At 61.5% G+C, this 21,365-nt stretch carries 17 protein-coding genes and 2 pseudogenes; 5 read left to right on the forward strand and 14 right to left on the reverse strand.

The features are described 5' to 3' along the window. The gene (gene gmk, locus J3P73_RS08770; RefSeq protein WP_075224229.1) at positions 1-663 is read left to right on the forward strand and encodes a guanylate kinase; all 663 of its coding nucleotides are present in this window, start codon (positions 1-3) and stop codon (positions 661-663) included. A 149-nt stretch (positions 664-812) separates the two neighbouring features. Here the strand turns inward: gmk and rsmA are convergent, their stop codons facing one another. The 7 genes from rsmA to J3P73_RS08805 all read right to left on the reverse strand — a co-directional run bounded on the left by rsmA (position 813) and on the right by J3P73_RS08805 (position 9,271). After that, positions 813-1,640 carry a 16S rRNA (adenine(1518)-N(6)/adenine(1519)-N(6))-dimethyltransferase RsmA gene (gene rsmA, locus J3P73_RS08775; RefSeq protein ID WP_130661316.1) on the reverse strand — a complete coding sequence of 276 codons (828 nt, stop codon included), beginning with the start codon at positions 1,638-1,640 and terminating at the stop codon, positions 813-815. After that, positions 1,640-2,668: a 4-hydroxythreonine-4-phosphate dehydrogenase PdxA gene (gene pdxA, locus J3P73_RS08780; RefSeq protein ID WP_207579883.1), complete on the reverse strand. Its 1,029-nt coding sequence runs from the start codon at positions 2,666-2,668 to the stop codon at positions 1,640-1,642. Before pdxA ends, rsmA begins: the two co-directional genes overlap by 1 nt. Positions 2,669-2,674: 6 nt before the next feature. Beyond that, on the reverse strand, positions 2,675-3,619 hold the full coding sequence (locus J3P73_RS08785; protein WP_130688076.1) for a SurA N-terminal domain-containing protein: 945 nt from the start codon (positions 3,617-3,619) through the stop codon (positions 2,675-2,677). 184 nt (positions 3,620-3,803) lie between these two features. After that, positions 3,804-6,131 (reverse strand): LPS-assembly protein LptD, encoded by a 2,328-nt coding sequence (locus J3P73_RS08790; RefSeq protein ID WP_018070553.1) that lies wholly within the window; start codon positions 6,129-6,131, stop codon positions 3,804-3,806. After that, positions 6,131-7,219 carry an LPS export ABC transporter permease LptG gene (lptG, locus tag J3P73_RS08795; protein ID WP_130655122.1) on the reverse strand — a complete coding sequence of 363 codons (1,089 nt, stop codon included), beginning with the start codon at positions 7,217-7,219 and terminating at the stop codon, positions 6,131-6,133. The genes J3P73_RS08790 and lptG overlap by 1 nt, the downstream gene beginning before the upstream one ends. After that, positions 7,216-8,397: an LPS export ABC transporter permease LptF gene (lptF, locus tag J3P73_RS08800; protein ID WP_164592677.1), complete on the reverse strand. Its 1,182-nt coding sequence runs from the start codon at positions 8,395-8,397 to the stop codon at positions 7,216-7,218. Before lptF ends, lptG begins: the two co-directional genes overlap by 4 nt. 100 nt (positions 8,398-8,497) lie before the next feature. Beyond that, positions 8,498-9,271: a phosphatase PAP2 family protein gene (locus J3P73_RS08805; protein WP_164592675.1), complete on the reverse strand. Its 774-nt coding sequence runs from the start codon at positions 9,269-9,271 to the stop codon at positions 8,498-8,500. 144 nt (positions 9,272-9,415) lie between these two features. Here J3P73_RS08805 and J3P73_RS08810 point away from each other — a divergent pair, with 144 nt between their 5' ends. Together J3P73_RS08810 and J3P73_RS08815 are read left to right on the forward strand one after the other, a co-directional pair. After that, entirely contained in the window at positions 9,416-10,906 is a 1,491-nt protein-coding gene (locus J3P73_RS08810) for a leucyl aminopeptidase (protein ID WP_018070549.1), read from the forward strand. After that, positions 10,906-11,355 carry a DNA polymerase III subunit chi gene (locus tag J3P73_RS08815; RefSeq protein ID WP_018497277.1) on the forward strand — a complete coding sequence of 150 codons (450 nt, stop codon included), beginning with the start codon at positions 10,906-10,908 and terminating at the stop codon, positions 11,353-11,355. Before J3P73_RS08810 ends, J3P73_RS08815 begins: the two co-directional genes overlap by 1 nt. 91 nt (positions 11,356-11,446) lie before the next feature. Here J3P73_RS08815 and J3P73_RS08820 read toward each other — a convergent pair whose 3' ends face one another. The 7 genes and pseudogenes from J3P73_RS08820 to J3P73_RS08850 form a co-directional block, all read right to left on the reverse strand. Further along, positions 11,447-11,944 carry a hypothetical protein gene (locus J3P73_RS08820; RefSeq protein WP_018070547.1) on the reverse strand — a complete coding sequence of 166 codons (498 nt, stop codon included), beginning with the start codon at positions 11,942-11,944 and terminating at the stop codon, positions 11,447-11,449. 72 nt (positions 11,945-12,016) lie between these two features. Further along, positions 12,017-12,943, reverse strand: a complete 927-nt coding sequence (locus J3P73_RS08825) for a Gfo/Idh/MocA family protein (protein WP_130655126.1) — start codon at positions 12,941-12,943, stop codon at positions 12,017-12,019. 99 nt (positions 12,944-13,042) lie between these two features. Further along, positions 13,043-15,085 (reverse strand): annotated as a pseudogene (locus tag J3P73_RS08830) (prolyl oligopeptidase family serine peptidase). 71 nt (positions 15,086-15,156) lie between these two features. Further along, positions 15,157-16,002, reverse strand: a complete 846-nt coding sequence (locus J3P73_RS08835; RefSeq protein WP_130655128.1) for a polysaccharide deacetylase family protein — start codon at positions 16,000-16,002, stop codon at positions 15,157-15,159. 241 nt (positions 16,003-16,243) lie between these two features. Then, positions 16,244-18,127: an ABC-F family ATP-binding cassette domain-containing protein gene (locus J3P73_RS08840; RefSeq protein WP_207579884.1), complete on the reverse strand. Its 1,884-nt coding sequence runs from the start codon at positions 18,125-18,127 to the stop codon at positions 16,244-16,246. Between the two features lie 134 nt (positions 18,128-18,261). Beyond that, positions 18,262-19,311 (reverse strand): GGDEF domain-containing protein, encoded by a 1,050-nt coding sequence (locus J3P73_RS08845; RefSeq protein ID WP_032995671.1) that lies wholly within the window; start codon positions 19,309-19,311, stop codon positions 18,262-18,264. 211 nt (positions 19,312-19,522) lie between these two features. Then, a pseudogene (locus J3P73_RS08850) lies at positions 19,523-20,030 on the reverse strand (DinB family protein). A gap of 139 nt (positions 20,031-20,169) precedes the next feature. On the opposite strand from J3P73_RS08850, the gene J3P73_RS08855 reads away from it, so the two are divergent. Further along, positions 20,170-20,859, forward strand: a complete 690-nt coding sequence (locus J3P73_RS08855) for a glutathione S-transferase family protein (protein WP_207579885.1) — start codon at positions 20,170-20,172, stop codon at positions 20,857-20,859. An 81-nt stretch (positions 20,860-20,940) separates the two neighbouring features. Next, positions 20,941-21,363, forward strand: a complete 423-nt coding sequence (gene ndk, locus J3P73_RS08860; RefSeq protein WP_003547097.1) for a nucleoside-diphosphate kinase — start codon at positions 20,941-20,943, stop codon at positions 21,361-21,363. Positions 21,364-21,365: the final 2 nt, after the last annotated feature.

A 21,365-nucleotide genomic window follows, 5' to 3' on the forward strand; every position in this document is an offset into this window, starting at 1 on the left:
ATGAAACCGGCGAAATCCTCGCCCGTGCAGATCGCCCGCCGCGGTCTGATGCTTGTGATCTCGTCGCCGTCGGGCGCCGGCAAATCCACCATCGCGCGCACGCTTCTGGAGACAGACAGGCAAATTGGCCTTTCCGTCAGCGTCACCACGCGCCAGCGCCGCCCAAGCGAGGTCGAGACTGTGCACTACCACTTCAAGAGTGTGCGCGAGTTCGAGCGGCTGCGCGATAGCGACTCGCTGCTCGAATGGGCCGAGGTCCATGGCAATTTCTACGGCACGCCGCGTGAGCCGGTCGAGCAGGCCATGGCGGAAGGCCGCGACATGCTCTTCGATATCGACTGGCAGGGCGCCCAGCAATTGCAGGAGAAGATGTCGGCCGACGTCGTCTCGATCTTCGTGCTGCCGCCGACCATGACCGAGCTGCAGTCGCGGCTGCACCGCCGTGCCGAGGATTCCGAAGAGGTCATCCAGACGCGCCTCGCCAACAGCCGCGCCGAGATCGCCCATTGGCGCGAATACGACTACGTCATCATCAATGATGACCTCAACGCTGCCTTCGACGCCGTCCAGTCGATCGTCAAGGCCGAACGCCTGCGCCGCGACCGCCGCCATGGCATGTTCGACTTTGTCCGCGAGCTCCTGGAAGAGACGCCGTCGCTTTAAAACGCGATGCCGGAACGTGCGCGGTTTCGGATGACGTCATCCTGGATCTAGAGCAAGTCCAGCAAAAGTGCGCAGCGGTTTTGCGTCCGGGATTGCGTAGAAACAAAAGGTTAGAGCGGTTCTACACTTCCATGAAAAGTTGAACCGCTCTAAAGGCTGTTCGCCAACAGGCAGAATTCCTCGACGGAAAGGGTCTCAGCCCGTCGCGCCGGATCAATCCCGGCCTTGACGAGCAGGCTCTCGCCGCCGAGTGGTTTCAGGCTTTGGCGCAGCATCTTGCGACGCTGGCCGAAAGCGGCCTGCGTCACTTTTTCCAGATTGGCGACAGCGCAGGGGATGGGGTTTTCGCGGGGGACCAGATGCACGACCGTCGACGTCACTTTCGGCGGCGGTGTGAAGGCTTGTGGCGGCACGTCGAAAGCCATGCGTGCCTCCGTCCGCCAACCGCAGAGCACGCCGAGACGGCCGTAATGGTCGTCGTCTTCGTTGGCGACGATGCGCTCGCCGACCTCCTTCTGGAACATCAGCGTCAGCGACTGCCAGAACGGCGGCCAGGCTTTCGGCAGCAACCAGTTGACCAAGAGCTGCGTGCCGACATTGTAGGGGAGGTTGGCAATGATCTTGATCGGGCCTTCCGGCGCCAATGTCTCGAAATCCGTCTTCAGCGCATCGCCTTCGATCACCTCGAGCCTGCCGGGATAATGATCGGCGATCTCGCCGAGCGCCGGCAGGCAGCGTGCATCCCGCTCGATGGCGATAACCTTCCTGGCGCCGAGCGCCAGGATCGCGCGCGTCAGTCCGCCGGGGCCGGGGCCGACCTCGAAAATGGTCGCGTCATCGAGCGCCCCCGCCGTGCGGGCGATTTTCTGCGTCAGGTTGAGATCGAGCAGGAAATTCTGGCCGAGCGCCTTGCGCGCATCGAGGCCGTGACGCTGGATGACGTCACGAAGCGGCGGCAGGCCATCGAGTGCTGCCATCAGCGGCGGCTTTCCGCACTGCGGCCGAGCTGGGCGGCGAGCTTCAGGGCCGCAACGAGGCTCTGCTCGCGCGCCAGTCCCTTGCCGGCGATGCCGAAAGCGGTGCCGTGATCCGGCGAGGTGCGTACGAAGGGAAGCCCAAGCGTCACGTTGACGCTGTCGTCGAAACCGAGTGCCTTGGCTGGGATCAATGCCTGATCATGATACATGCAGACGGCGACGTCGTATCGCGCCCGCGCCTCGTCATGGAACATCGTGTCGGCGGGCAGGGGACCGATCGCATCGACGCCCTCGTCGCGCAGGCGCTCGATCGCCGGACGGATGACGTCCTCGTCCTCCTTGCCGATCGCCCCGCCTTCGCCCGCATGCGGGTTGAGGCCGGCAACGGCAAGCCGCGGCGCCTCGATGCCGAAGCGCTGCCTCAGGTCTTCATGAGCGATCCGGCAGGTTTCCATGATCAGTTCGCCCGTCAGCGCCTGCGGCACATCCCGGACCGGAATGTGGATGGTGACGGGAATGGCCCTGAGTTTCGGTCCGGACAGCATCATCACCGGTGTCACCGGCCGGCCGGTCGCCCTGGCGGCGAGATCGGCGAGAAATTCTGTATGGCCGGGAAACCGGAAACCCGCCTCGTAGAGTACGGCCTTGGCGATCGGGTTGGTAACGACCGCCAGCGCCTCGCCGTTGATGACAAGCGACACGGCTTTTTCGATCGCCGCGATCGTACCTTTCGCCGTTGCCGCATGCGGCTCGCCAGCCACGACCTCGATGCCGGCCGGTATGGTCATGACGGGCAGCGCGTCGGCAAACATGCCGGCGGCCTCGCTGGCATTATCGGTCTCGCGGATCGACACGGCCAGATTGAGCTGGCGGGCTCTCAGCGCCAAGACATCAGGATCGCCGATCAGGAAGAAAGGCGGCAGCCCGAGTTCACGCCGCCGGAGCCAGGCCATCAGAGTAATGTCCGGCCCGATGCCGGCGGGGTCGCCCTGGCTCAGCGCAAGCGGTCGCGAAAACGGTATCGCCATTGTCGGTCAGCGATAGGCGATCTGCGCCTTTTTGCGCAGTTCATCCAGGTATTTCTTGCTGTTTTCGTTTTCCGGGCTGGCGTCCTTGCCGCCCTTGGACTTGTCGAGATCTTCCTGGCGGAAGACCATTTCGGCTGCCTGGTCGTCGGAGACCTGCCGCTGGCTGCAGATTACCAGATACTCGACACCCTTGTCGGTGACGCGGGTCCCTGTCGTGTTGCCCTTGGCCTGCTCGACCAGCGGCTTCCAATCCGGCGGGATCTCGGGGGCGAGCAGGCGGCCGAGATCGCGCACGGAAACGTCGCGCATCGTCGCAGCAAACACCTTTGCCTGATCGCAGCCCGGAAATTTCGAGCGCGACGCCTCGGCCTCGCCCTTGCGCTTGCCGGTGATGGCCCCGCGCTTGGCTTGCGGAATGACGAAGATGATCTGCTGCAGCATATATTCCGTCGTCACCGGCTTCTGCTTGTTGTTTTGCATCATGCGCGAGACGAGATCATAGTTCGACAGCCGCGAGGTCGAGCCGTAGCGGGCGTTGACGACACGCGGCCAGCTCATCTGCACGGCGACGAAACGCTTGAAATGGTCGACGCCGACGCCGGCGCGATCGAGGATCTGCGACATCTGCTCGGGGGAAAGCTTGTTGCCGCTCGAAAAGCGCGCGAAAGACGCATCGACGTCCTGCTGCGACACCGACATATGGACGCGGGAGACTTCCTGCTGCTTGAGCGCTTCGTCGATCAATTGCTCCTCGGCGGTCTTGGCATCGGCCTTCGTATGCTGCAGGCGCAGGAAGGCTTGGCGCTTGGCGACATCGCCGCTGGTGATGGCGGTGCCGTTGACCACGGCCTTGACTTCACTTACCGCGAGCGCTGGTCCGGCAAGGCCTGTCAGCAACGCAAGCGCTGCCCCGGCGAGGAACTTGGTTATGGCTTTTTTCGCGTCAATCATCTGTTGACCTCCCGATAGCGTCGCGAGCCGTTGTTCGCGGCGTTCTTACCACAGTGCGAGACACGCAGAAATCGCTTCCGTCACGGAGCGAAACCCCTATGCCTCAGATACCGACTGGCGGCAATGTCCTGCACAGGCTTACGGCGAAAGAATGGCTTCAGGCCATGTTTGCGCCGATCGCCCGTCATTCGAGGGTGTCGGAACCGATCTTGATGTCGCCGAGCGTGCGGAAGGTCAGCCGTGCGCCGATCGTCCAGTCGCTTCCCGACTCGTCGTCGGAATCTCTGCTGTCCGTATAGGCGATCGTGAAGATCGTGCATTCGTCGTCATAAGAGAGGCCGATCGTCCGCCGGCTGATCACATCATTGTTCAGATCCCAGGCAATGCCGCCGAAGATCGACCAGTAATCCTTGAACTTGACGCTGCTGTTGGTCTGGATCTCGTCATTGTCTTCGGCAAAGCCATATGCCGGCTGGGCGCTGAGATGGGTGTAGGTCAGCTGCGTCGCGAAGGTGTCGTTCTGGTAGGCCGTCGTCAGATCGCCGCGGCGGAATTCGAAATCTTTTTCGTCGAGCCGGTAGGAGGCTGCGACGGAAACGCCGTACGGTGTTTCGACGCCGCCAAGGCCGACATAATCGGAGCGGTCGGTTTCAAGGCCCGAATCCGCGCCGACATTGACGAGATCATCGGTCGCAAACGAGTTCTGGCCGGCGATCTGGTAAGACTGGCCGAAGATGCCGTGCAGCTTGTAACCGCTGTCGAATGTACCGGTGTACTGGATGCCGACATTGGCGCGGGTCCCGCCTTCGACGCGGTCGTAGCCCGAAAATTTGTCGCGGTCGAACAGCGAGGTGGCGTCGAAGACGAAGCTCTGCGCATCCTCGTTCGGCAGGCGGCCTGCCAACTGCTCGTCGGGGCGGGCATAGATCTGTGCGATCGGCTCGAGGATATGGGTGCTATTGTCCGTCGTCATCAGGATCGGATAACGCATCTCCAGCCCGGCGGTGAACATCGAGCGGGTGGCTGAATTGCCGTCGTCGTAGTTGCCGGCGTAACCTGTGGGGTCGTCCATGTTCAGCGCGAAGGCATCGCCGCGCGCGGCCAGCAGTGGCGTGATCACCAAGCCGGTCGGCGTGACATAAGTGCGCTTCCACTGCAGCTCGGCAGTCAGCCGCGAGGTTTGTCCCTTCAGGCCGCGGAAGCGGTCGAAGCCGTCGACGGTATAGAAGTCGTCATGGGTGCGCGAAATATTCGTCAGGTTGACATCAGCCGAAAGCTCGCCGCCTGCAAGCGGTTGCGGCGCCACGTAGTGATAGTCGAGCGACGGATAGACGATCGCCTGCTGTTTTTCGGCGGTGTTCGTCCGGTCGGCATCCTGGACGTCGAAATAGAACGCCCGCATGTCGAAATAATTGCGTTTCCCAAGTCCCGTCAGGTAGATCTGGTTGGTCCGATCCGTACCGGTCAGGCCGCGGAGTTTGTACGTTTTCGAGAAATTGTTGTCGCTCTGCATCATGACGTCCCAGCCGAACGTCCAGCGCGGATTGATGCGGAATTCGGCCTTCGATGTCACCATGCCACGCTGGCCGGCTTCGGCATCGCTGGTGCCGGAGCTGAAGTTGCCCGGCTTTGCCTGGTCGATGCCGGCGACGCGCAGAATATGCGTGCCATTTTCGAAGCGTTGGCGAAATTCGCCTTCGATGAGGAAGCCCTGGGCGGTGTAGCCCGTGGCGGTGACCGTCGCGTCCATGCTTGGCGAGATCACATAGTAATAAGGAACGGAAAGACCGAAGCCGAGATTCTGCGACAGGCTCATCGTCGGGAAGAGAAAGCCCGACTTGCGTTTCACTGTATTGTCGGGAACTTCGATGAACGGCAGGAAGGCGATCGGATGGCCGAGCAACTCGAAGCGCGCTCTCTCCAGACGGATCGTATGCGTCTCGCCGTTCTGGATCACCCGCTGGGCCTTGACCTGCCAGAAGGGCGCGCGCTTCGGATCTTCGGCGCAGGGAAGGCAGGCCGTGTAGACGCCCTTGTTGAGAATCATCTTGGTGCCGCCGACGCGCTCGCCGGTTTCGGCGGCAATACGCGTATTGTCGGCGGTTTCGATCCGCAGCGAGTTCATGAACCCGTCGGCGAAATTGTCCGTCACGTCAAGGTTGTCGGCATAGATGCGGTTGCCGTCGGGACTGACCAGCTCGATATTGCCGATCGCCATCATCCGGCCGGTCTTCTGATTGTACTCGACCTTCTGCGCGACCATTTTGTAGCCGGCATAATTGATCTGCACGCCGCCGACCGCCGACACCAGATCGGCGTCACGGTTATAGACCAGTTCATTGGCCGAAAGCAGAAGCTTGGCCCCTTCGGGAATCTTCTTCTCTATATTTTGTTCGGGCGCGCTGGCCTGGCCGAAAGAGGCCGGGGCGCTGCCGAAATAGGAACATAAAGCCGCGCCGACAAGCAGGGCAACCAACTGTTTACTAAAATACTTGCGGTCGCCTGCCGCCACTAGCCGTCCTCCTGATGAAGCAGAATAGTCGCACCCAAGGCCAGCGCGACGACCACCGGTATCCACGTCGCCACGAAGGGGGGCACGACTCCACTGCTTCCGAATGCCTTTACAAGCACGGTGATGACATAAAGCATGAAGCCCGAAAGGATGCCACCCAGAATCACGGAGCGGGATTGGTTGAACCGGCTAAATTTTAGGGACACTGTTGCAGCAATGAAAGTCATGGCCACCAGCAGCAATGGCTGGGACAACAGGGAGTTGAATTGCGTCTCCAGCGCCTTGGTCGAGATGCCGAAGGATTTGGCCGCCGCAATCCGGTTGGAAAGGTCAAAGAAACCAATTGTTTCCGGCGCTGTCAGCCGCTCCTGGACGAAGTCCTGTTTCAGATTGGTGCGAAGTTGAACCGAAGCTTTGCGCACGGGGATTTCGCCAGGCCTGCGCTCGACAACGTTGTTAAGTTGCCAGTAACCATCTTCCAATTTTGCCGTGGCGGCGTCCTGTCTCAGAATGACCTGACCGCTTGAATCGAAATGGATCAGCACGGCGTCGATCAGCTTGGTTCCGTTCTCCTGGACCGTCTGCGCGCCGATGATGACATCGTCCCGGCCGCTGATCTGGCGCAGCCACGGAATCTGCGGCGCCTTGCGCAAAACCGCGTTCTCGCCGCGCCAGTCGGATTCGACCAGCAGCGCCTGGCGCTGTCCCCAGGCGGCAAGCGGGTTCAACGCCGCCATCGTCAACAGGCCGAGCGCCAGCGAGCCGGCGATGAAGGGGAACATGAACTGCCAGACCGAAATGCCGGCTGCGCGCGTGACGACGAGTTCATATTTGCGGTTGAGCCCGATCAGCACCGTCATGCCGACGAAGAGAGCGATGAACGGCACTGTCTGCTGCAGGATGAGCGGCAGGCGCACCGCGGTCATCAGGACGCCGCCGCCGATCGTGTAGCCGGGAAGTCCGGACATGCGGCCCGCCGTCTCACTGAAATCGAGGAGGAAGGAAATCGCCGAGACGCCGATCAGGAACCAGCCCGTCGTCACCAGGTAGCGGCGAAAGAAATAACGCGACAATGTCCCGAACATCATTGGGCAGCGCCCCCGCCGGTCCTGCCGGTCGCGGCAAGCAGCCTTTCCTGCATCCCTCTCCAGAAGGACGAAATCCGGTCCCGAATGAACGAAGGCATGACCAGTCGTTTGTGCAGGCCGAGGAAGACGATCGAGACGATGCTGCTGACGATCGGAATGGCGTAGAGGACGACGATATATTCAGGGTCGGTGTCGATCTGATTGGCCGCGTAGAAGGCCGCCCATCGCATCGCGAAGGCATAGGCAAGCGCGCTCACCATCGGATGCAGCCGCGCTTCGCGGTGCGAGCGCGCATCGCCGGCGATCGCCAGTGAAAACAGTGTAAAGACGACGGGCAGGATCCAGTCCGTCAGCCGGCGGTGCAGTTCGGCGCGGTAGCTCTGCGGCCGGATCGTATAGTCCTTGTCGGCCGGATCTGGATTGAACAGAAACCACAGGTCGCGGTCGCTGGCACGCAGCGTCGCCTGACCGCGATTCTCCGTCATGTCCGAGAGGTCGAAGGAATAGGAATCGAAATTGATGACCGAGACGTTGCCATCGGGCGTTTTGCGGTGCACTTCGCCCTGATGCATGATCAGCGTCGTGCCCGTATCGTCGACGGCGCCTTCCTTCGCATAATAGATCAGTTCGTAGGCCGGGTCGCGCTCGTCGGCGACGAAAAGGCCCTTCAGCATGCGGCCGGCCATCCGCTTCGAGATCTGCACATAAAGGCCTTCATCAAGCTTGCGGAAGGTCTTTTCTTCGATCACCGAAGAGAGGAGGTCAGCATAGGTCTCGGCGATCATCTGGCGCACGACGGTCTTTGCGCGCGGCTCGACGACGTTGTCGACGAAGAAGGAAAAGACGCTGATGACGGCGGCAAGCAGCAGGATCGGTCGGATCAGCACGCTGCGCCGCGCCCCGGCCGCGTCGATGACGGTGAGCTCGGAATCGTTGTTCATCGTCGTCAGCGTCTGGGTGATCGCGATAACGAGGGCGAAGGGCAGCACGACGGGAATGATCGACGGCAGGATCATCGTCGCCAGCTTGGCGAACGTGCCGATCGACTGGCCGCTGTCGGTGACCAGATTGATGCGCTGCAGAACCTGTGTCGTCCAAATGATCGCCAGAACGGGCAGGAGCGCCACGAGAAACATCTGGCCGACGCGCCGCAATATGTATGTCTCGAGTAGTTTCATGCCTGCCCTTGAAAGCACCTGCACGCCCAAACGGCTTTGCAGGAGAATCCCTCTACGCTCTTTGTCGCGCTTTTGCGACAAGCTGGTGTCAAAAATTCATTCAAATTTCAGAATTTTTTTGATGCTGTTGCGACTCAGTTAACGCCAGCAACGCGGCGAAGACGACGAGCGACGAAAGCCATCCAAGAACGACGTCGGAAAGGTAGTGCGCGCCGAAGGATAGCCGCATCGCCGGGGTGAGGATCGAGATCGCCGCCACAGGCGCCGCCAGCGCATAACGCAGGGGTTTCGGAACGAAGAGCAGAAGGCAGATGAGCCAGCCGGCGCTTGCTGCCTCGCCCGAGATGAACGAACAGTTCGAAACGCATTTTCCGGCAAGCGAACCGGCCTCGACGAAATGCAGCGCACCGCCGAAAATGTCCGTCTGTATCGGCCGCGGCCGGCCCCAATGTTCCTTCAGGACGACATTGACCAGCAGCACCGGCCCGATCAGCAGCGTTCCGAGCGCGACTTTGAGCTTTTGCGCCCGCTCGGCGTTGAAGGTCGCGCCGTGCTGCTGGTAGCATTCGACGAGTTTCCACAGCATCACGATCGCCATCACATAGGGCAGGCGGAAGAAGACCGTGCGCAGCAGGTCGAAGGTCGCGACGTCGCGATAGGGAAAGCTGCCGCAGATGCTCCCGGTGGCGGCCGTCGCGTCGCAATCTGCACCCACGAAAAAAAGCTGGGAAAAATAGATGTCTATTCCGGGGAAGGCGCGGAAGACCACAAGCAGCGCCCACCACGTCCAAAACAGCAGCATGAATGCACCGAAAGTCGTTTTCGGCAGGCGGATTGCCAGGTCCCGCCATCGATTTTTCGAAAAAACTGTCAACGCGAATATCTACGAAACTGACGAAAACATGAGGGCCATGATGGCCGCGGGCGACCATAACAATTGTCGCAAGCCATTGACAGACCCGCCAAACGCGAAATTATCCGCGAGGGACGGATTTCAAAGAATCCCAGCGGAGAAGACATGTCAGTAAAGATGGAAATTTCATTCTCGAAGTCGGCAAAGCTCAATGGCGGCCTGGCGATCCTGTTGAAGACTGCGGAGGCCGACAGCGCTGCCGGCGCCGAAGCGGTCGACCCGGCAGGCGTGATCGCCAAGGCTGCCAGGATCGCCCGATTCTCCGCGAAATCCATGGGCGCGCTCGATATTGTCGCCCCCGAAGGCGCGCCCGTCGAGCGCATCGTGGTCATCGGGCTGGGCAAGGCCGCCGAACTCACTGCCCATGACTGGCTGAAGGCCGGTGGTGCTGCGGCATCGAGAATCAAGAATACCGACAAGGCTGCTGTCTTCATCGACGTGCCCGGGCTTGAGACGAGCGCGCGGGCAGCGGCCGATTTCGCGCTCGGCATGCTGCTGCGCGCCTATAGCTTCGATACCTACAAGACGAAGAAGGGCGACGAGGAGGAGAAGCCGGCGAAATCCGTCAAGGTGACGATCGTCACCGCCGATCCTGGCGGTGCCAAGAAGGCGTTTTCCGATTCCGAAGCGATTGCCGGCGGCGTCAATCTTGCCCGTGATCTCGTCAACGAACCACCGAACGTGCTCGGCCCCGTCGAGTTCGCCGCCAAGGCAAAGGAGCTGGAAAAGCTCGGCGTCGAAGTGGAAATCCTGACGGAGCGGGAGATGCGCCGCCTTGGGATGGGCGCCCTTCTCGGCGTCGCCCAGGGCTCCGTGCGCCCGCCGCGCCTGGCGGTCATGCAGTGGAAGGGCGGCAAGGGCAAGGATCGTCCCGTCGCCTTCATCGGCAAGGGTGTCGTCTTCGATACCGGCGGCATTTCGATCAAGCCGGCCGCTGGCATGGAGGACATGAAGGGCGATATGGGCGGTGCCGCCGCCGTCACCGGCCTCATGCATGTACTCGCCTCCCGCAAGGCCGCCGTCAACGCGGTCGGCATCATCGGCCTGGTCGAGAACATGCCCGACGGTAACGCCCAGCGTCCAGGCGACATCGTCACGTCAATGTCGGGCCAGACAATCGAGGTGATCAACACCGATGCCGAGGGCCGCCTCGTGCTCTGCGATGCGCTCTGGTACTGCAACGACCGCTTCAAGCCGCAGTTCATGATCAATCTCGCCACGCTGACCGGGGCGATCGTCGTCGCGCTCGGCAATGTGCATGCCGGCCTGTTCTCCAATGACGACCAGCTTTCCGCCCAACTGACGGCAGCCGGCCTTTCGAGCAATGAGAAGCTCTGGCGCATGCCGCTAGGCAGGGATTACGACAAGCTGATCGACAGCAAGTTCGCTGATATGAAGAACACCGGCGGCCGACAGGCCGGCTCGATCACGGCCGCGCATTTCCTCAAGCGCTTCGTGCAGGAGACGCCTTGGGCGCATCTCGACATTGCCGGCACGGCGATGGGCTCGCCGCAGGACGAGATCAACCAGTCCTGGGGTTCCGGTTTTGGCGTGCGCCTGCTCGACGAGCTCGTTCGCGCCCATTATGAATCCTGATGACGGACGTTCTCTTCTATCATCTGACCGAAACCAGGCTGGAGGACGCGCTTCCGCCGCTCATCGACAAAAGCGTCGAGCGCGGCTGGCGCGTTGTCGTCCAGACGCGTGAGCCGGCGCGACGCGATGCTCTCGATCAGCATCTTTGGACTTTCCGCGAGGAGAGCTTCCTGCCGCACGGCACCGACGAGGCGGACTTCTCCGAAAGCCAGCCGGTGCTTTTGACGGTGACGCCAGACAATGCCAATGCAGCGACCGTGCGTTTCATCGTCGACGGCGCCGAGCCGCCGCCGGCCGATGCCTATGAGCGCATCGTCTTCATGTTCGATGGTCACGATCAGGAGCAGCTGGAAGCCGCCCGTGCGCAGTGGAAGAAGCTGAAAGGCGAGGGGCATAACCTCACCTATTGGCAGCAGACGTCAGAGGGGCGGTGGGAGAAGAAGGCCTGACCGTTTTGCGACGACACTACAGCGGTAACACTTCGAATGCCGCATGAAACCTTCCAACTTCGTTCTCACCGGCCGGCGGAAGCCGTTATCCCTACGACCCTTTGTCCTCGTCGAGGTTCGTCAGGATGTTGAGGGGGACGATCCCTCCCACACCTTCCGACGGATTGAGCGCCTCCACTGCCAAAACCCGCTTTCCATTCGGACTGACAAAAGCGAATGCCCACGCCTTGTCGGCAAAGGTGCTGACCGGCATTTCTGCCCAGCCGGCTTGATGGACAAGGCGGTCGGCATAATAGGCCTTGATGGTCTGCGGGTCGGTGGTGCTGGCGAGATTGCGGGCCAGTATCCGCACGGACTTCTCTCCGAACCGCCCTTCCAGTTGGCCCAACACCTTGCGGGTGGCCTGCCAATCCTGAGCCTGGGTCGCCGATCCGAAGGAATATTCCTCGGATCGGGAAACGCCCGGTGCATCAGGAGGCATGACGGCCTGTTCGCCCGAACATGCTGCAAGGCCGAGAAGCGGCACCACAAGGATGCCAATCTTCAACACGCGGAAAAATCGGCCGTTGCGGCGGATTTTGTTGCTCATGAGCGGCTGCCCCCGAACACAATTGCCATAAGCCGGCAAATCTTGCCGGTTTCTATGACGTTATTACGACGCTCAGTCGTGGAACGCGTCGACGAATTTCCGCTTGCCGAGCATGAAGGCGTCGGCGACGTGGCGCAGCGGCGCGAGGTCGACATCCGATTTGCCGGCCTTGATGATTTCGGCGAAGCGACGGTAGAGCGAGGGATATTCCTGCTCCGGCTCGGCGAATGTCAGCGCGCCGTCGATCAAAAGCTTGGCGCCGCCCTCGGCGAGCACCATCTGGCCGGCTGCCGTCTCCGCGACGATGTCCCAGCTTTGCTTGCCGGTCTGGCGCCAGTCGAATTCGGCGTGAACCGGCAGGCCGTCGGCATTGCGGAAGCGAATGTCGGCCGCGATCGGCGCATCGCGATTCTCGGGAAATTCGAGCACGGCCTCGGTGATGAAGATCGGCCGCGGCAGGATATGGGTGACGATCGACAGCGCGTTGATGCCGGGATCGAAAACGCCGAGGCCGCCGGCCTGCCAGATCCAATCCTGGTTCGGATGCCAGTGGCGGACATCCTCCTTCCAGATCACATGCACGCTTTTGATCGTCGTCGAGGCAAGAAATGCCTTGGCGGCCTCGACGGCCGGCGCATAGCGCGAATGCCAGCTGGCAAAGAGCGACGCACCCTGCTTGCTCGCCAGCGCTTCGAGATCGGCCACTTCGCTCAGCGTCGCGCCGGGCGGCTTTTCCAGGAAGACGTGCTTGCCGGCGACGAGCGCCTTATAGGCTGCCTCGTAGCGGTATTGCGGCGGCATGCAGAGCGAAACGGCATCGATCGAGGGCTCGGCGTCGAGCATCGCCTCGATCGTCGTATAGCTCTTGACGCCTTCGACTGTGCCGTGGCGGCTTGCCGTGGCGACGAGCGCGAAATCCGGGTTCTTGGCGATGGAGGGAAGGTGCTGGTCGCGGACGATCTTGCCGACGCCGACGATGGCGAGATTGATAGGAGACATGGTGTTTCGCTCGAGCCTGTATGAAAAGTATGATTATTGCCGTGTTTGTATTCAGAAAGAGGCGCGCCGACAAGCTCTCCTCCTCCATTCTATGGCATCCTATCGCATGATGGTTTGGCGAAGGAAGCTGTAACCCATCGCTGCGCGGGCGGCGCGCTCTTCGGAATTGCCGTCGCCGCCATGCCCGCCGGAGCCGAATTCATGGAAGAGCGGCCGGTGTCCTTCTTGCTCCAGCCGCGCGGCAAAGCGGCGCGCATGCGAGGGATGCACACGGTCGTCATTGGCTGAGCTTTCGACGTAGATAGGGGGATAGGTGACCTCGGTCGCCGGCCTGACATTGTGAAGCGGCGAATAGCCGAGCATGAAATCCCGGTCCACCGGCGTCTCCGGGTCGCCGTATTCGTCCATCCAGGCTTGCCCTGCGCTGAACAGGTGGAAGCGTGTCATGTCAAGGACCGGCACCTGGCACCAGACGGCGCCGAAATCATCGGGATAGCGCGTCAGCATCACGCCGGTCAGCAGACCGCCATTGCTGCCGCCCTGGCAGGCAATCCGCGACGGCACGGTGTAGCCGCGGGCGACGAGATCACGGGCGATGGCGACGAAATCGGCAAACGCCCGGTCTCGCCCCTGCCGCTTGGCGCTGCGATACCAGTCAGGCCCGAATTCGCCGCCGCCGCGGATATAGGCCTGCACATAGGCACCGCCTTGCTCCAGCCAGCGTCCTGTCACGCCGGAATAGTTCGGCGACAGCGAAACATCGAAGCCGCCATAGCCGTACAGCAGGACCGGCAGCGCGCCCTTGGTCCATTGCTTCGGCAGGACCAGCCGATAAGCAACCCTCGTTCCGTCCTCGGAAACAGCCTCCAGCAGTTCGGATGACATATCGGTCGCATCGAAATAGCTCGGCGCCGCGGCGACGAAAATCGGCTCGGCCTGCTTGCTGCGATCCGAGAGCTCAAGGCGGTAACAGGCCGGAGGCTGCAGGAAACCCTGGCCGACGATGTAGAGCGTATCGTCGCCAAGATGCAGATCCGCATGGAGCGGCCTGAAATGAGCGGTCTGCATGTCTGCCGGCAACGCGATCTCGCGCTGCTCGGAATCGGGCCTTGTCAGGTCCAGCACCATGAGACGCGGGCGCAGCCGGTCGGAAATGATGAAGACGCACCACTCGCGCATCAGTATCATCTGCGAGATGGACTGGCCCTCGCCAGGCTAAAACAGGATCCGCTCCGGCCCGAGCAGGGCCGTCTCCGAGGCAGGACCGAAGCGTTGCAGTACGAGGCTGCCGGTCGCAACGCGCTCATCGGTCTTTGCCCGCCAAAGGCAATGATCGCGATTGAACTGGAAATCGGCATCGGCTGGCAGATCGATGCGCTGCCGCGTGCCGTCGTTGGCGATCAGGAAAGCGCTGGCGACGCCGATCTCGTGGGCGGCGACGAAAATGTCGATCAATCCGTGATCCGGCGAAGCGCCTGATAGAGCAGGGTCGATGACGAGATTGAAGCCGTAGACGTCCTCATCTGCTGCTTCGAACATGACGGCGGCATCTTCCGGTCGCTGCCCGCGCTTCAATCGCCGCCCGACTCGCGGCCACCCGGAACGGGTTGCCGAAAATCGGTCGATGGAACCGAAATAGCAGATTTCGTCGCGGTTCAGCCAAGTGGCATGCGATCGTGCGGCCGGGCTATCGAAGCCGCCCACGACGACCTGTTTCAGCCCGGCATCGAATTCGAGCAGGCGGAGAAGGTCGGAGCCGCCGTCCGAAAGTGTGAGCAGCACTCGCGTGGGTTCCCATGGGCAGGTGACGACGCCGCGCCAGTTCCAGCGCTTGCCTTCCCTCACGCAGAAGGCGTCGAGATCGAAGACCGGCTCCCAGGCGGCGTCGGGAAGCGGCTCCTGGTCCGCCGCCAGGCGGAGCCAGACGCCGAGAGGATTGTCCTTGCTCTGGCGGAAATCGAACAGCCACTCGCCGCGGCGCATCGGAACGATCAGCCTGTCCTGCCGCTCGATCAGCGCCTTGATCGCATCGCGATCCCTCTCGAATTCAGGTGTTCTCAGTGCCGCGTCGGAAACCCGGTTGTGCTCGTCGATAAACTGGCGGGTGCGCGGATCGTCGTCCGTTTCGAGATGGAGGTTCATATCCGACTTGCCTGCTTCCATTGACGTCGCACTGATCTAGGCAGCCGATCCCAACTTGGCAACCCGCAGCCTTAACGGGTCGTCACGAAATCGGCCGAGGCGACGACGGTGTTCGGCACCTCGGTCTTCTTGAATTTCAGCGTCACCACCTTGTAGCCTTCGGTCTCGAGTTTCGAGAGCAGGGTCGGCAGCATCGTCGCCGTGCGTTTGTGGATGTCATGCATCAGGATGATGCCGCGGCCGCGCTTGTGCAAGAGGTTCATCGTCCGCTGCGTTATGGAGACCGGCGTCGTGGTGAAGTAGTCCTTGCTGTCGATATCGACATCCATGACGACCATGTCGCGCATGGCGACCGCGGCGCGCAGCCTGTGGCTCTCGGCAAGATAGGGGAAGCGGAAGAAGGAGACATCGGTTCCGGTCGCCTTGGTCACCGCCAATTCGCCCTTGATCACCTCGGCCATCGCCGCGTCGAAACTCAGTGAATCGAGGTTGGCGTGATCATAGGTGTGGCTGCCGATCGTGTTGCCGTCCTGGGCGACCTTGCGGGCGAGCGCCGGATGCATCTCGGCCATCTCGCCGACCATCATGAAGGCGCCCTTGACGCCGAATTGGTCGAGGATTGCCAGCACCTTGTCGGTCCGGCCGGGGATCGGGCCATCGTCGAAGCTGAGGATCACCTCCTTGCCCTGTAGCTTGAGATCGGCGAGCGAGGAGACCTCCAGTGTCCGTCCGGCCAGATGGTGCGGGCCGGCAAGGCGCGGCGTCGCATCGTCGCCGGCATAGGCAAGTTTCCGCTCTTCGGGCGCGATCACCGAGGAGGTCTTGATCGTGGTATCGGGAGCGGCTTGTCTGGTGGTGCTGCAGGCGGAGAGGGCGGCCGTGAGGGCTATGCAGGACAGAACGAAAAAACGATACATGGAAAGGGCTCAACAAATCGGTAACGAATGTTGAGACAACCTTTCGGATTATGGTTAACGATCGGTTGATAGCGGCCGGAATTGTGTTGATGCGCGGCACCTCGCCACGCTTTCGCTAGAGCATGATGCCGAAAAGTGTGAGCGGTTTTCGGGCGACATCATGCTCTAACTCTTTAATTTAGAATAGGATTCAGATTTTAGGCCGATCCCGCCTAAAATCATCCTGTTCTAAGACCTGTGGCTATCCCGCCATCGCTTCTTCGTATTCGGCCGACAGCAGCAGCCAGTCTTCCTCGGCGGCAGCCAGTTTCGCCGCAGCTTCGCCGCGCTGTTTTGCCTTCTCGGCGGCTTTAGCGGGCGTCTTCTCGTAAAGGGACGGATCCGCAAGTTCCGCGTCAAGCGCCTGAATCTGTTTCTCCAGCTTCGCCGTCAAGGATTCGATTTCGTTGATCTTTTTCCTGAGCGGCGTCAGCGAGGCGCGACGTTCGGCATTGAGCTTGCGCTGGTCGGCCTTCGACGTCGCGTCTTCAATTAGCTGCGGCTTTTCTTCTTTTTTTTTACCGGATGTGACGATGAGGTCGCGATATTCGTCCATATCGCCTTCGAAGGTCGTCACCGTGCCACCATTGACCAGCCACAGCCGATCGACCGTCGCCTCGATCAGATGGCGATCGTGCGAGATCAGGATGACGGCGCCTTCGTAGTCATTCAGCGCCTCGATCAGCGCGCGGCGGCTGTCGATGTCGAGGTGGTTGGTCGGCTCGTCGAGGATCAGCAGGTTCGGCGCATTGAAGGCGGCAAGCCCCATCAGCAGGCGGGCTTTTTCGCCGCCGGAAAGATCCTTGGCGGCCGTCGCCATTTTCTCGGTCGCAAGCCCCATCTGCGCGACGCGGGCGCGCACCTTGGCCTCCGGCGCACCGGGCATCAGCCGGCGCACATGCTCCACCGGCGATTGCTCGGGGATGAGGTCGTCGAGCTGGTGCTGCGCGAAGAAGCCGATCTTCAGGCTCGGCGCGATCTTCACTTCACCGCTCTCCGGCGCAAGTCGGCCGGAGATGAATTTGGCGAAAGTCGATTTGCCGTTACCGTTCGAGCCGAGCAGGGCGATGCGGTCGTCATTGTCGATACGAAGATTGAGGTTCTTCAGGATCGGATTGCCGGGCTCGTAACCGACGGCGCCGCTCTGGATCGCGACGATCGGCGAGGCCGGCTGCTTTTCCGGCTCGGGAAAAGTGATCGGCTGGACGTGATCCTCGATCACCGCGGCGACCGTTCCCATGCGCTCGAGCGCCTTGACGCGCGATTGTGCCTGCCGAGCCTTGGAGGCCTTGGCCTTGAAGCGATCGATGAAGCCCTGCAGATGTTTGCGCGCCGCGTCGTTCTTGGCCTTGGCCTTCGTCTGCAACTCGTCGGCTTCCGCCTTCTGCCGCTCGAACTGGTCATATCCGCCGCGATAGAAGGTGAGCTTCTTCTGGTCGAGATGGACGATCGCATTGACCGCATTGTTCAACAGGTCGCGATCGTGGCTGATGATGATGACGGTGTGCGGATAGCGCCTGACATAGTCTTCCAGCCACAGCGTGCCTTCGAGGTCGAGATAATTGGTCGGCTCGTCGAGCAGAAGCAGATCCGGCTCCGAAAACAGCACGGCGGCAAGGGCGACGCGCATGCGCCAGCCGCCGGAGAAGGAGGAGGCGGGGCGGGCTTGCGCCGCCTTGTCGAAGCCGAGGCCGGCAAGAATGCTCGCCGCACGCGCTTCGGCCGAATGCGCGTCGATATCGACGAGGCGCATCTGGATTTCGGCGATGCGGTGCGGGTCGGTCGCCGTTTCCGCCTCGGCAACGAGGGCGGTACGTTCCTTGTCCGCGGCAAGCACGATCTCGATCAGCGCGTCTTCGGTCGCAGGCGCTTCCTGCGCCACCTGGCCGATGCGTGCGGCTTTCGGGATCGACACCGTTCCGCTCTCCGAGCCGAGATCGCCGGTGATGACGCGAAAAAGCGTGGACTTGCCGGCGCCGTTGCGCCCGACGAGCCCGGCCTTCGTGCCTGAAGGCAGCGAAACGCTGGCATTGTCGAGAAGCAGGCGCCCGGCGATGCGGGCGGAAATGTCGGTGAGCGTGATCATGGCGGCGTTTTGGCCGAAAGCGCTCGCCAAGGCAAGAGCGCTTATCCCCGGGACAAGCTTGCTTGTCCCACGACAAGCTTGCTTGTGCGCTGGCAAGCTTGCTTGTCCCGCGGCCAGAACACGTGTCCGCCGCTTCAGCGGCCGAAAGCCTGCACCGGCAGTCGAGGGTTCGATTGCGCGGCGAGAAGCGCCACGCGGGCATTGGCCTGCAACTGTCCTGGTGTTGCAGCATCGGTGCTGAGCGCCACGCCGATCGAGATGGTGAGCCTGCCGCGATCGGTCTTGTCGGATGTCGCGAAGACCAGATTGTCCTCGACGGAGGCGCGCAGGCGGTCGGCGATAGCAATTGCATCCTTCATGCCAACATTGGAAAACAAGAGGGCGAATTCGTCACCCTCGGTGCGGGCAATGAAATCGTTTTTCTTGATCGACTTTTGGAGGAGTCCGGCGAGCTTCTTCAGGAGCTTGTTGCCTGCCTGCGTGCCATATTTGTCGTTGAGATCGGTGAAATTGTCGATATCGACCATGATCAGCGCGCTGCCGGCGGCACCTTCTTCCCGCTCGTAGAGATCGGCGATCGTCCGGTTCAGCGCGATGCGGTTCGGAAGTCCGGTGATCCTGTCGGCGATGGCGGCCGATTGCATCGCCGAAATACCGCGCTCCAGCGTTTCCAGCGTCTTGATATCGTCCTGCAGCTTCGCGCCGATTTCCATCTCCGCCGCAAGAACGGTCGAAAGCGAAGCAGTGAGGTAGTCGATCTCGCTGAGGAAGGCGGCAAGGCTCTGATCGTCATGGCCGGAAACGGATTTCAGGATCGTACCGCAGGCGCGCGCAAAGGCGTTCTTATGCTTCAACCCTTCGGCAAGCCTTTCCGCCACGTCGCGCAGCATCCGGCTCGCCTCGTTGCGTGATGTTTCGCCCGCCAGTCCGCAATGACCGACGAGGCGATATTTCAGGCCGAGTTCGTCGAGCATCGGCTGCTGCGGCTGCGGTCCGAGTGCTGCGATATCCTGTGCAAGGCCGGCATTGAGCCCGACGATCGCCTCGTGGAAGAGTTCGTAATTGCGCGGCAGCGCGACGACGTTCAGGCGCGCCATGTGCTGGGCGATCTTCTGAATGTCCGCCATCGGCGCCGGGCGTGCCGCCTCGCGCGGCACCAGTGCGTTTGCGCTTGCATTCTGCATGACGATCCCTCGCGGCCCGGCCTCATCTCTCACATCACGCTATGCCCGCAAGCGTTTAAGAGAGGCTGAATTTTCAACGGGGAAGCCCTGGATCGGCGGCAGAACCGGCAAAGGCGGTTAATTCAGTCTTGATGGCCGGAACATGATGCCGAAAAGTGTGAGCGGTTTTCCGGATGGCATCATGTTCTCACTTTCTAATTCGGATCGGGCCTCACATCCACTCGCGGCCCGCTCCGCAGGAAGTAGATGAGATCAAGCATGAGGCTCGGCTTGCCGAGCGCCGTCAGCGTCATGTGGCATTGGCCGCGATGATGGGTCTGGTGGTTGAAGAGATGCGCGAGCGCCGGAGCCAGCGGCTGGGTGATCTTGATCGGCTGCGTCACCGGCACATAGGTGAAGTCGGCGGCGAGGGTTTTCTCGTCCAGCATGCCCGTCCAGGCAATGATACGCTCGTCCTCGATTTTGCGTGCGGCGGCAAGCGCATCCAGATCTTCGAAGAGCACGGCATCGAGTGTCCCCGGCGCTTCGCCGGTGCCGGTGAAGCGCTTCATCCATATCCGGTCGGCGACGATCAGATGATTGAGCGTGCGATGCAGCGAACCGAAAAAAGCGCCGTGGTCGCTGCGGAATTCTGCATCGCTGAGTTCGGCCGCAGCCGCATAGACTTGCGTGTTGGCCCAGCGATTATAGGCGGCGAACATCCTGTAATGTCTGAGCATCCTGTCCCCTCCCGTATCGTATCGGCAGTCTAGCCGGTTTCCCTAGAAAGCCGAGTGATGACGCCATGAAATTTCCTGATTTGATCGCAGCCGCTTTCTGTCGTGGAATGGATAGAGCTGCGATCTCGAAAGGACTGTCATGACCAGAGCCCTCTATTCCCTCTGCGGCGCCGACGAGCGGCGCTTCTTTTCGCCCCATTGCTGGAAGGCGGTGATGGCGCTGGCGCATAAGGGCCTCGATTTCGAGGAGATTCCGACGACCTATGCCCGCATCCGCGCGATCGGTGGCGGCGTCTCGTCGATCGTGCCGGTTCTCGACGACAATGGCCGGCTGGTCTCCGACAGTTTCGACATCGCCCTCTATCTGGAGGAGGCCTATCCCGAGCGGCCGTCACTGTTCAACGGCGAGGGCGGCAAGGCGTTGTCGCGGATGGTGGAAGGCTATTCGCAGATGATCATCCATCCGGCGATCATGCGCATCGCCCTTCTCGACATCCATGCGAACCTCGACGAGGGAGACAAGGCCTATTTCCGCGAAAGCCGGGAGACTCGGCTCGGCAAGCCGTTGGAGGTGGTTGCCGCCGATAGCGAGGTGGAGAAGGCCGCCCTCGGTGCCAAGCTGGAGCCGCTTCGGCACATGCTGAAATTCCAACCCTTCATCGGCGGCCAGACACCGCTCTTTGCCGACTATATCGTCTTCGGCGCGCTGCAATGGCTGCGTGTCTCCGCCGGTCTCGCCATGCTAGCCGCTGACGATCCCGTCATGGCCTGGTTCGAACGCTGCCTCGATCTCCACCAAAGCCGCGGCAGGACTGTGACAGCGGCGTGAAATTGCCGCCGACCTCTTGTTTTCGGGCGTTGGGGCGGGTAAAGACCGCCCACTTTTCCCGAGAAAACAGAGGATTTGACTATGGCGATTGAACGCACCTTCTCGATGATCAAGCCGGATGCAACCAAGCGCAACCTGACGGGCGCCATCACCAAGATGCTCGAAGATGCCGGCCTGCGTGTCGTCGCTTCCAAGCGCGTCTGGATGAGCCGTCGCGAAGCCGAAGGCTTCTACGCCGTTCACAAGGACCGCCCCTTCTTCGGCGAGCTGGTCGAAGGCATGACCTCCGGCCCGACCATCGTCCAGGTGCTGGAAGGCGAAGGCGCGATCCTCAAGAACCGCGAGATCATGGGCGCCACCAACCCGGCAAACGCTGACGAAGGCACGATCCGCAAGGTTCATGCTCTGTCGATCGGCGAAAATTCCGTTCACGGCTCGGATGCTCCGGAAACGGCTGCCCAGGAAATCAAGTACTGGTTCTCCGATACCGAAATCGTCGGCTGAGG

This window comes from Rhizobium ruizarguesonis, from assembly GCF_017357285.1.
GTDB lineage: Bacteria > Pseudomonadota > Alphaproteobacteria > Rhizobiales > Rhizobiaceae > Rhizobium > Rhizobium ruizarguesonis.

Excerpts from the sequence above, each read along its gene's own strand:
- J3P73_RS08840 (WP_207579884.1), bottom strand. The coding sequence starts at position 18,127 with ATGATCACGCTCACCGACATTTCCGCCCGCATCGCCGGGCGCCTGCTT.
- J3P73_RS08810 (WP_018070549.1), top strand. The coding sequence starts at position 9,416 with ATGTCAGTAAAGATGGAAATTTCATTCTCGAAGTCGGCAAAGCTCAAT.
- lptG (WP_130655122.1), bottom strand. The coding sequence starts at position 7,219 with ATGATGTTCGGGACATTGTCGCGTTATTTCTTTCGCCGCTACCTGGTG.
- J3P73_RS08855 (WP_207579885.1), top strand. The coding sequence starts at position 20,170 with ATGACCAGAGCCCTCTATTCCCTCTGCGGCGCCGACGAGCGGCGCTTC.
- pdxA (WP_207579883.1), bottom strand. The coding sequence starts at position 2,668 with ATGGCGATACCGTTTTCGCGACCGCTTGCGCTGAGCCAGGGCGACCCC.
- J3P73_RS08845 (WP_032995671.1), bottom strand. The coding sequence starts at position 19,311 with ATGCAGAATGCAAGCGCAAACGCACTGGTGCCGCGCGAGGCGGCACGC.
- J3P73_RS08820 (WP_018070547.1), bottom strand. The coding sequence starts at position 11,944 with ATGAGCAACAAAATCCGCCGCAACGGCCGATTTTTCCGCGTGTTGAAG.
- ndk (WP_003547097.1), top strand. The coding sequence starts at position 20,941 with ATGGCGATTGAACGCACCTTCTCGATGATCAAGCCGGATGCAACCAAG.
- J3P73_RS08815 (WP_018497277.1), top strand. The coding sequence starts at position 10,906 with ATGACGGACGTTCTCTTCTATCATCTGACCGAAACCAGGCTGGAGGAC.
- lptF (WP_164592677.1), bottom strand. The coding sequence starts at position 8,397 with ATGAAACTACTCGAGACATACATATTGCGGCGCGTCGGCCAGATGTTT.
- gmk (WP_075224229.1), top strand. The coding sequence starts at position 1 with ATGAAACCGGCGAAATCCTCGCCCGTGCAGATCGCCCGCCGCGGTCTG.
- J3P73_RS08825 (WP_130655126.1), bottom strand. The coding sequence starts at position 12,943 with ATGTCTCCTATCAATCTCGCCATCGTCGGCGTCGGCAAGATCGTCCGC.
- rsmA (WP_130661316.1), bottom strand. The coding sequence starts at position 1,640 with ATGGCAGCACTCGATGGCCTGCCGCCGCTTCGTGACGTCATCCAGCGT.
- J3P73_RS08835 (WP_130655128.1), bottom strand. The coding sequence starts at position 16,002 with ATGTATCGTTTTTTCGTTCTGTCCTGCATAGCCCTCACGGCCGCCCTC.
- J3P73_RS08785 (WP_130688076.1), bottom strand. The coding sequence starts at position 3,619 with ATGATTGACGCGAAAAAAGCCATAACCAAGTTCCTCGCCGGGGCAGCG.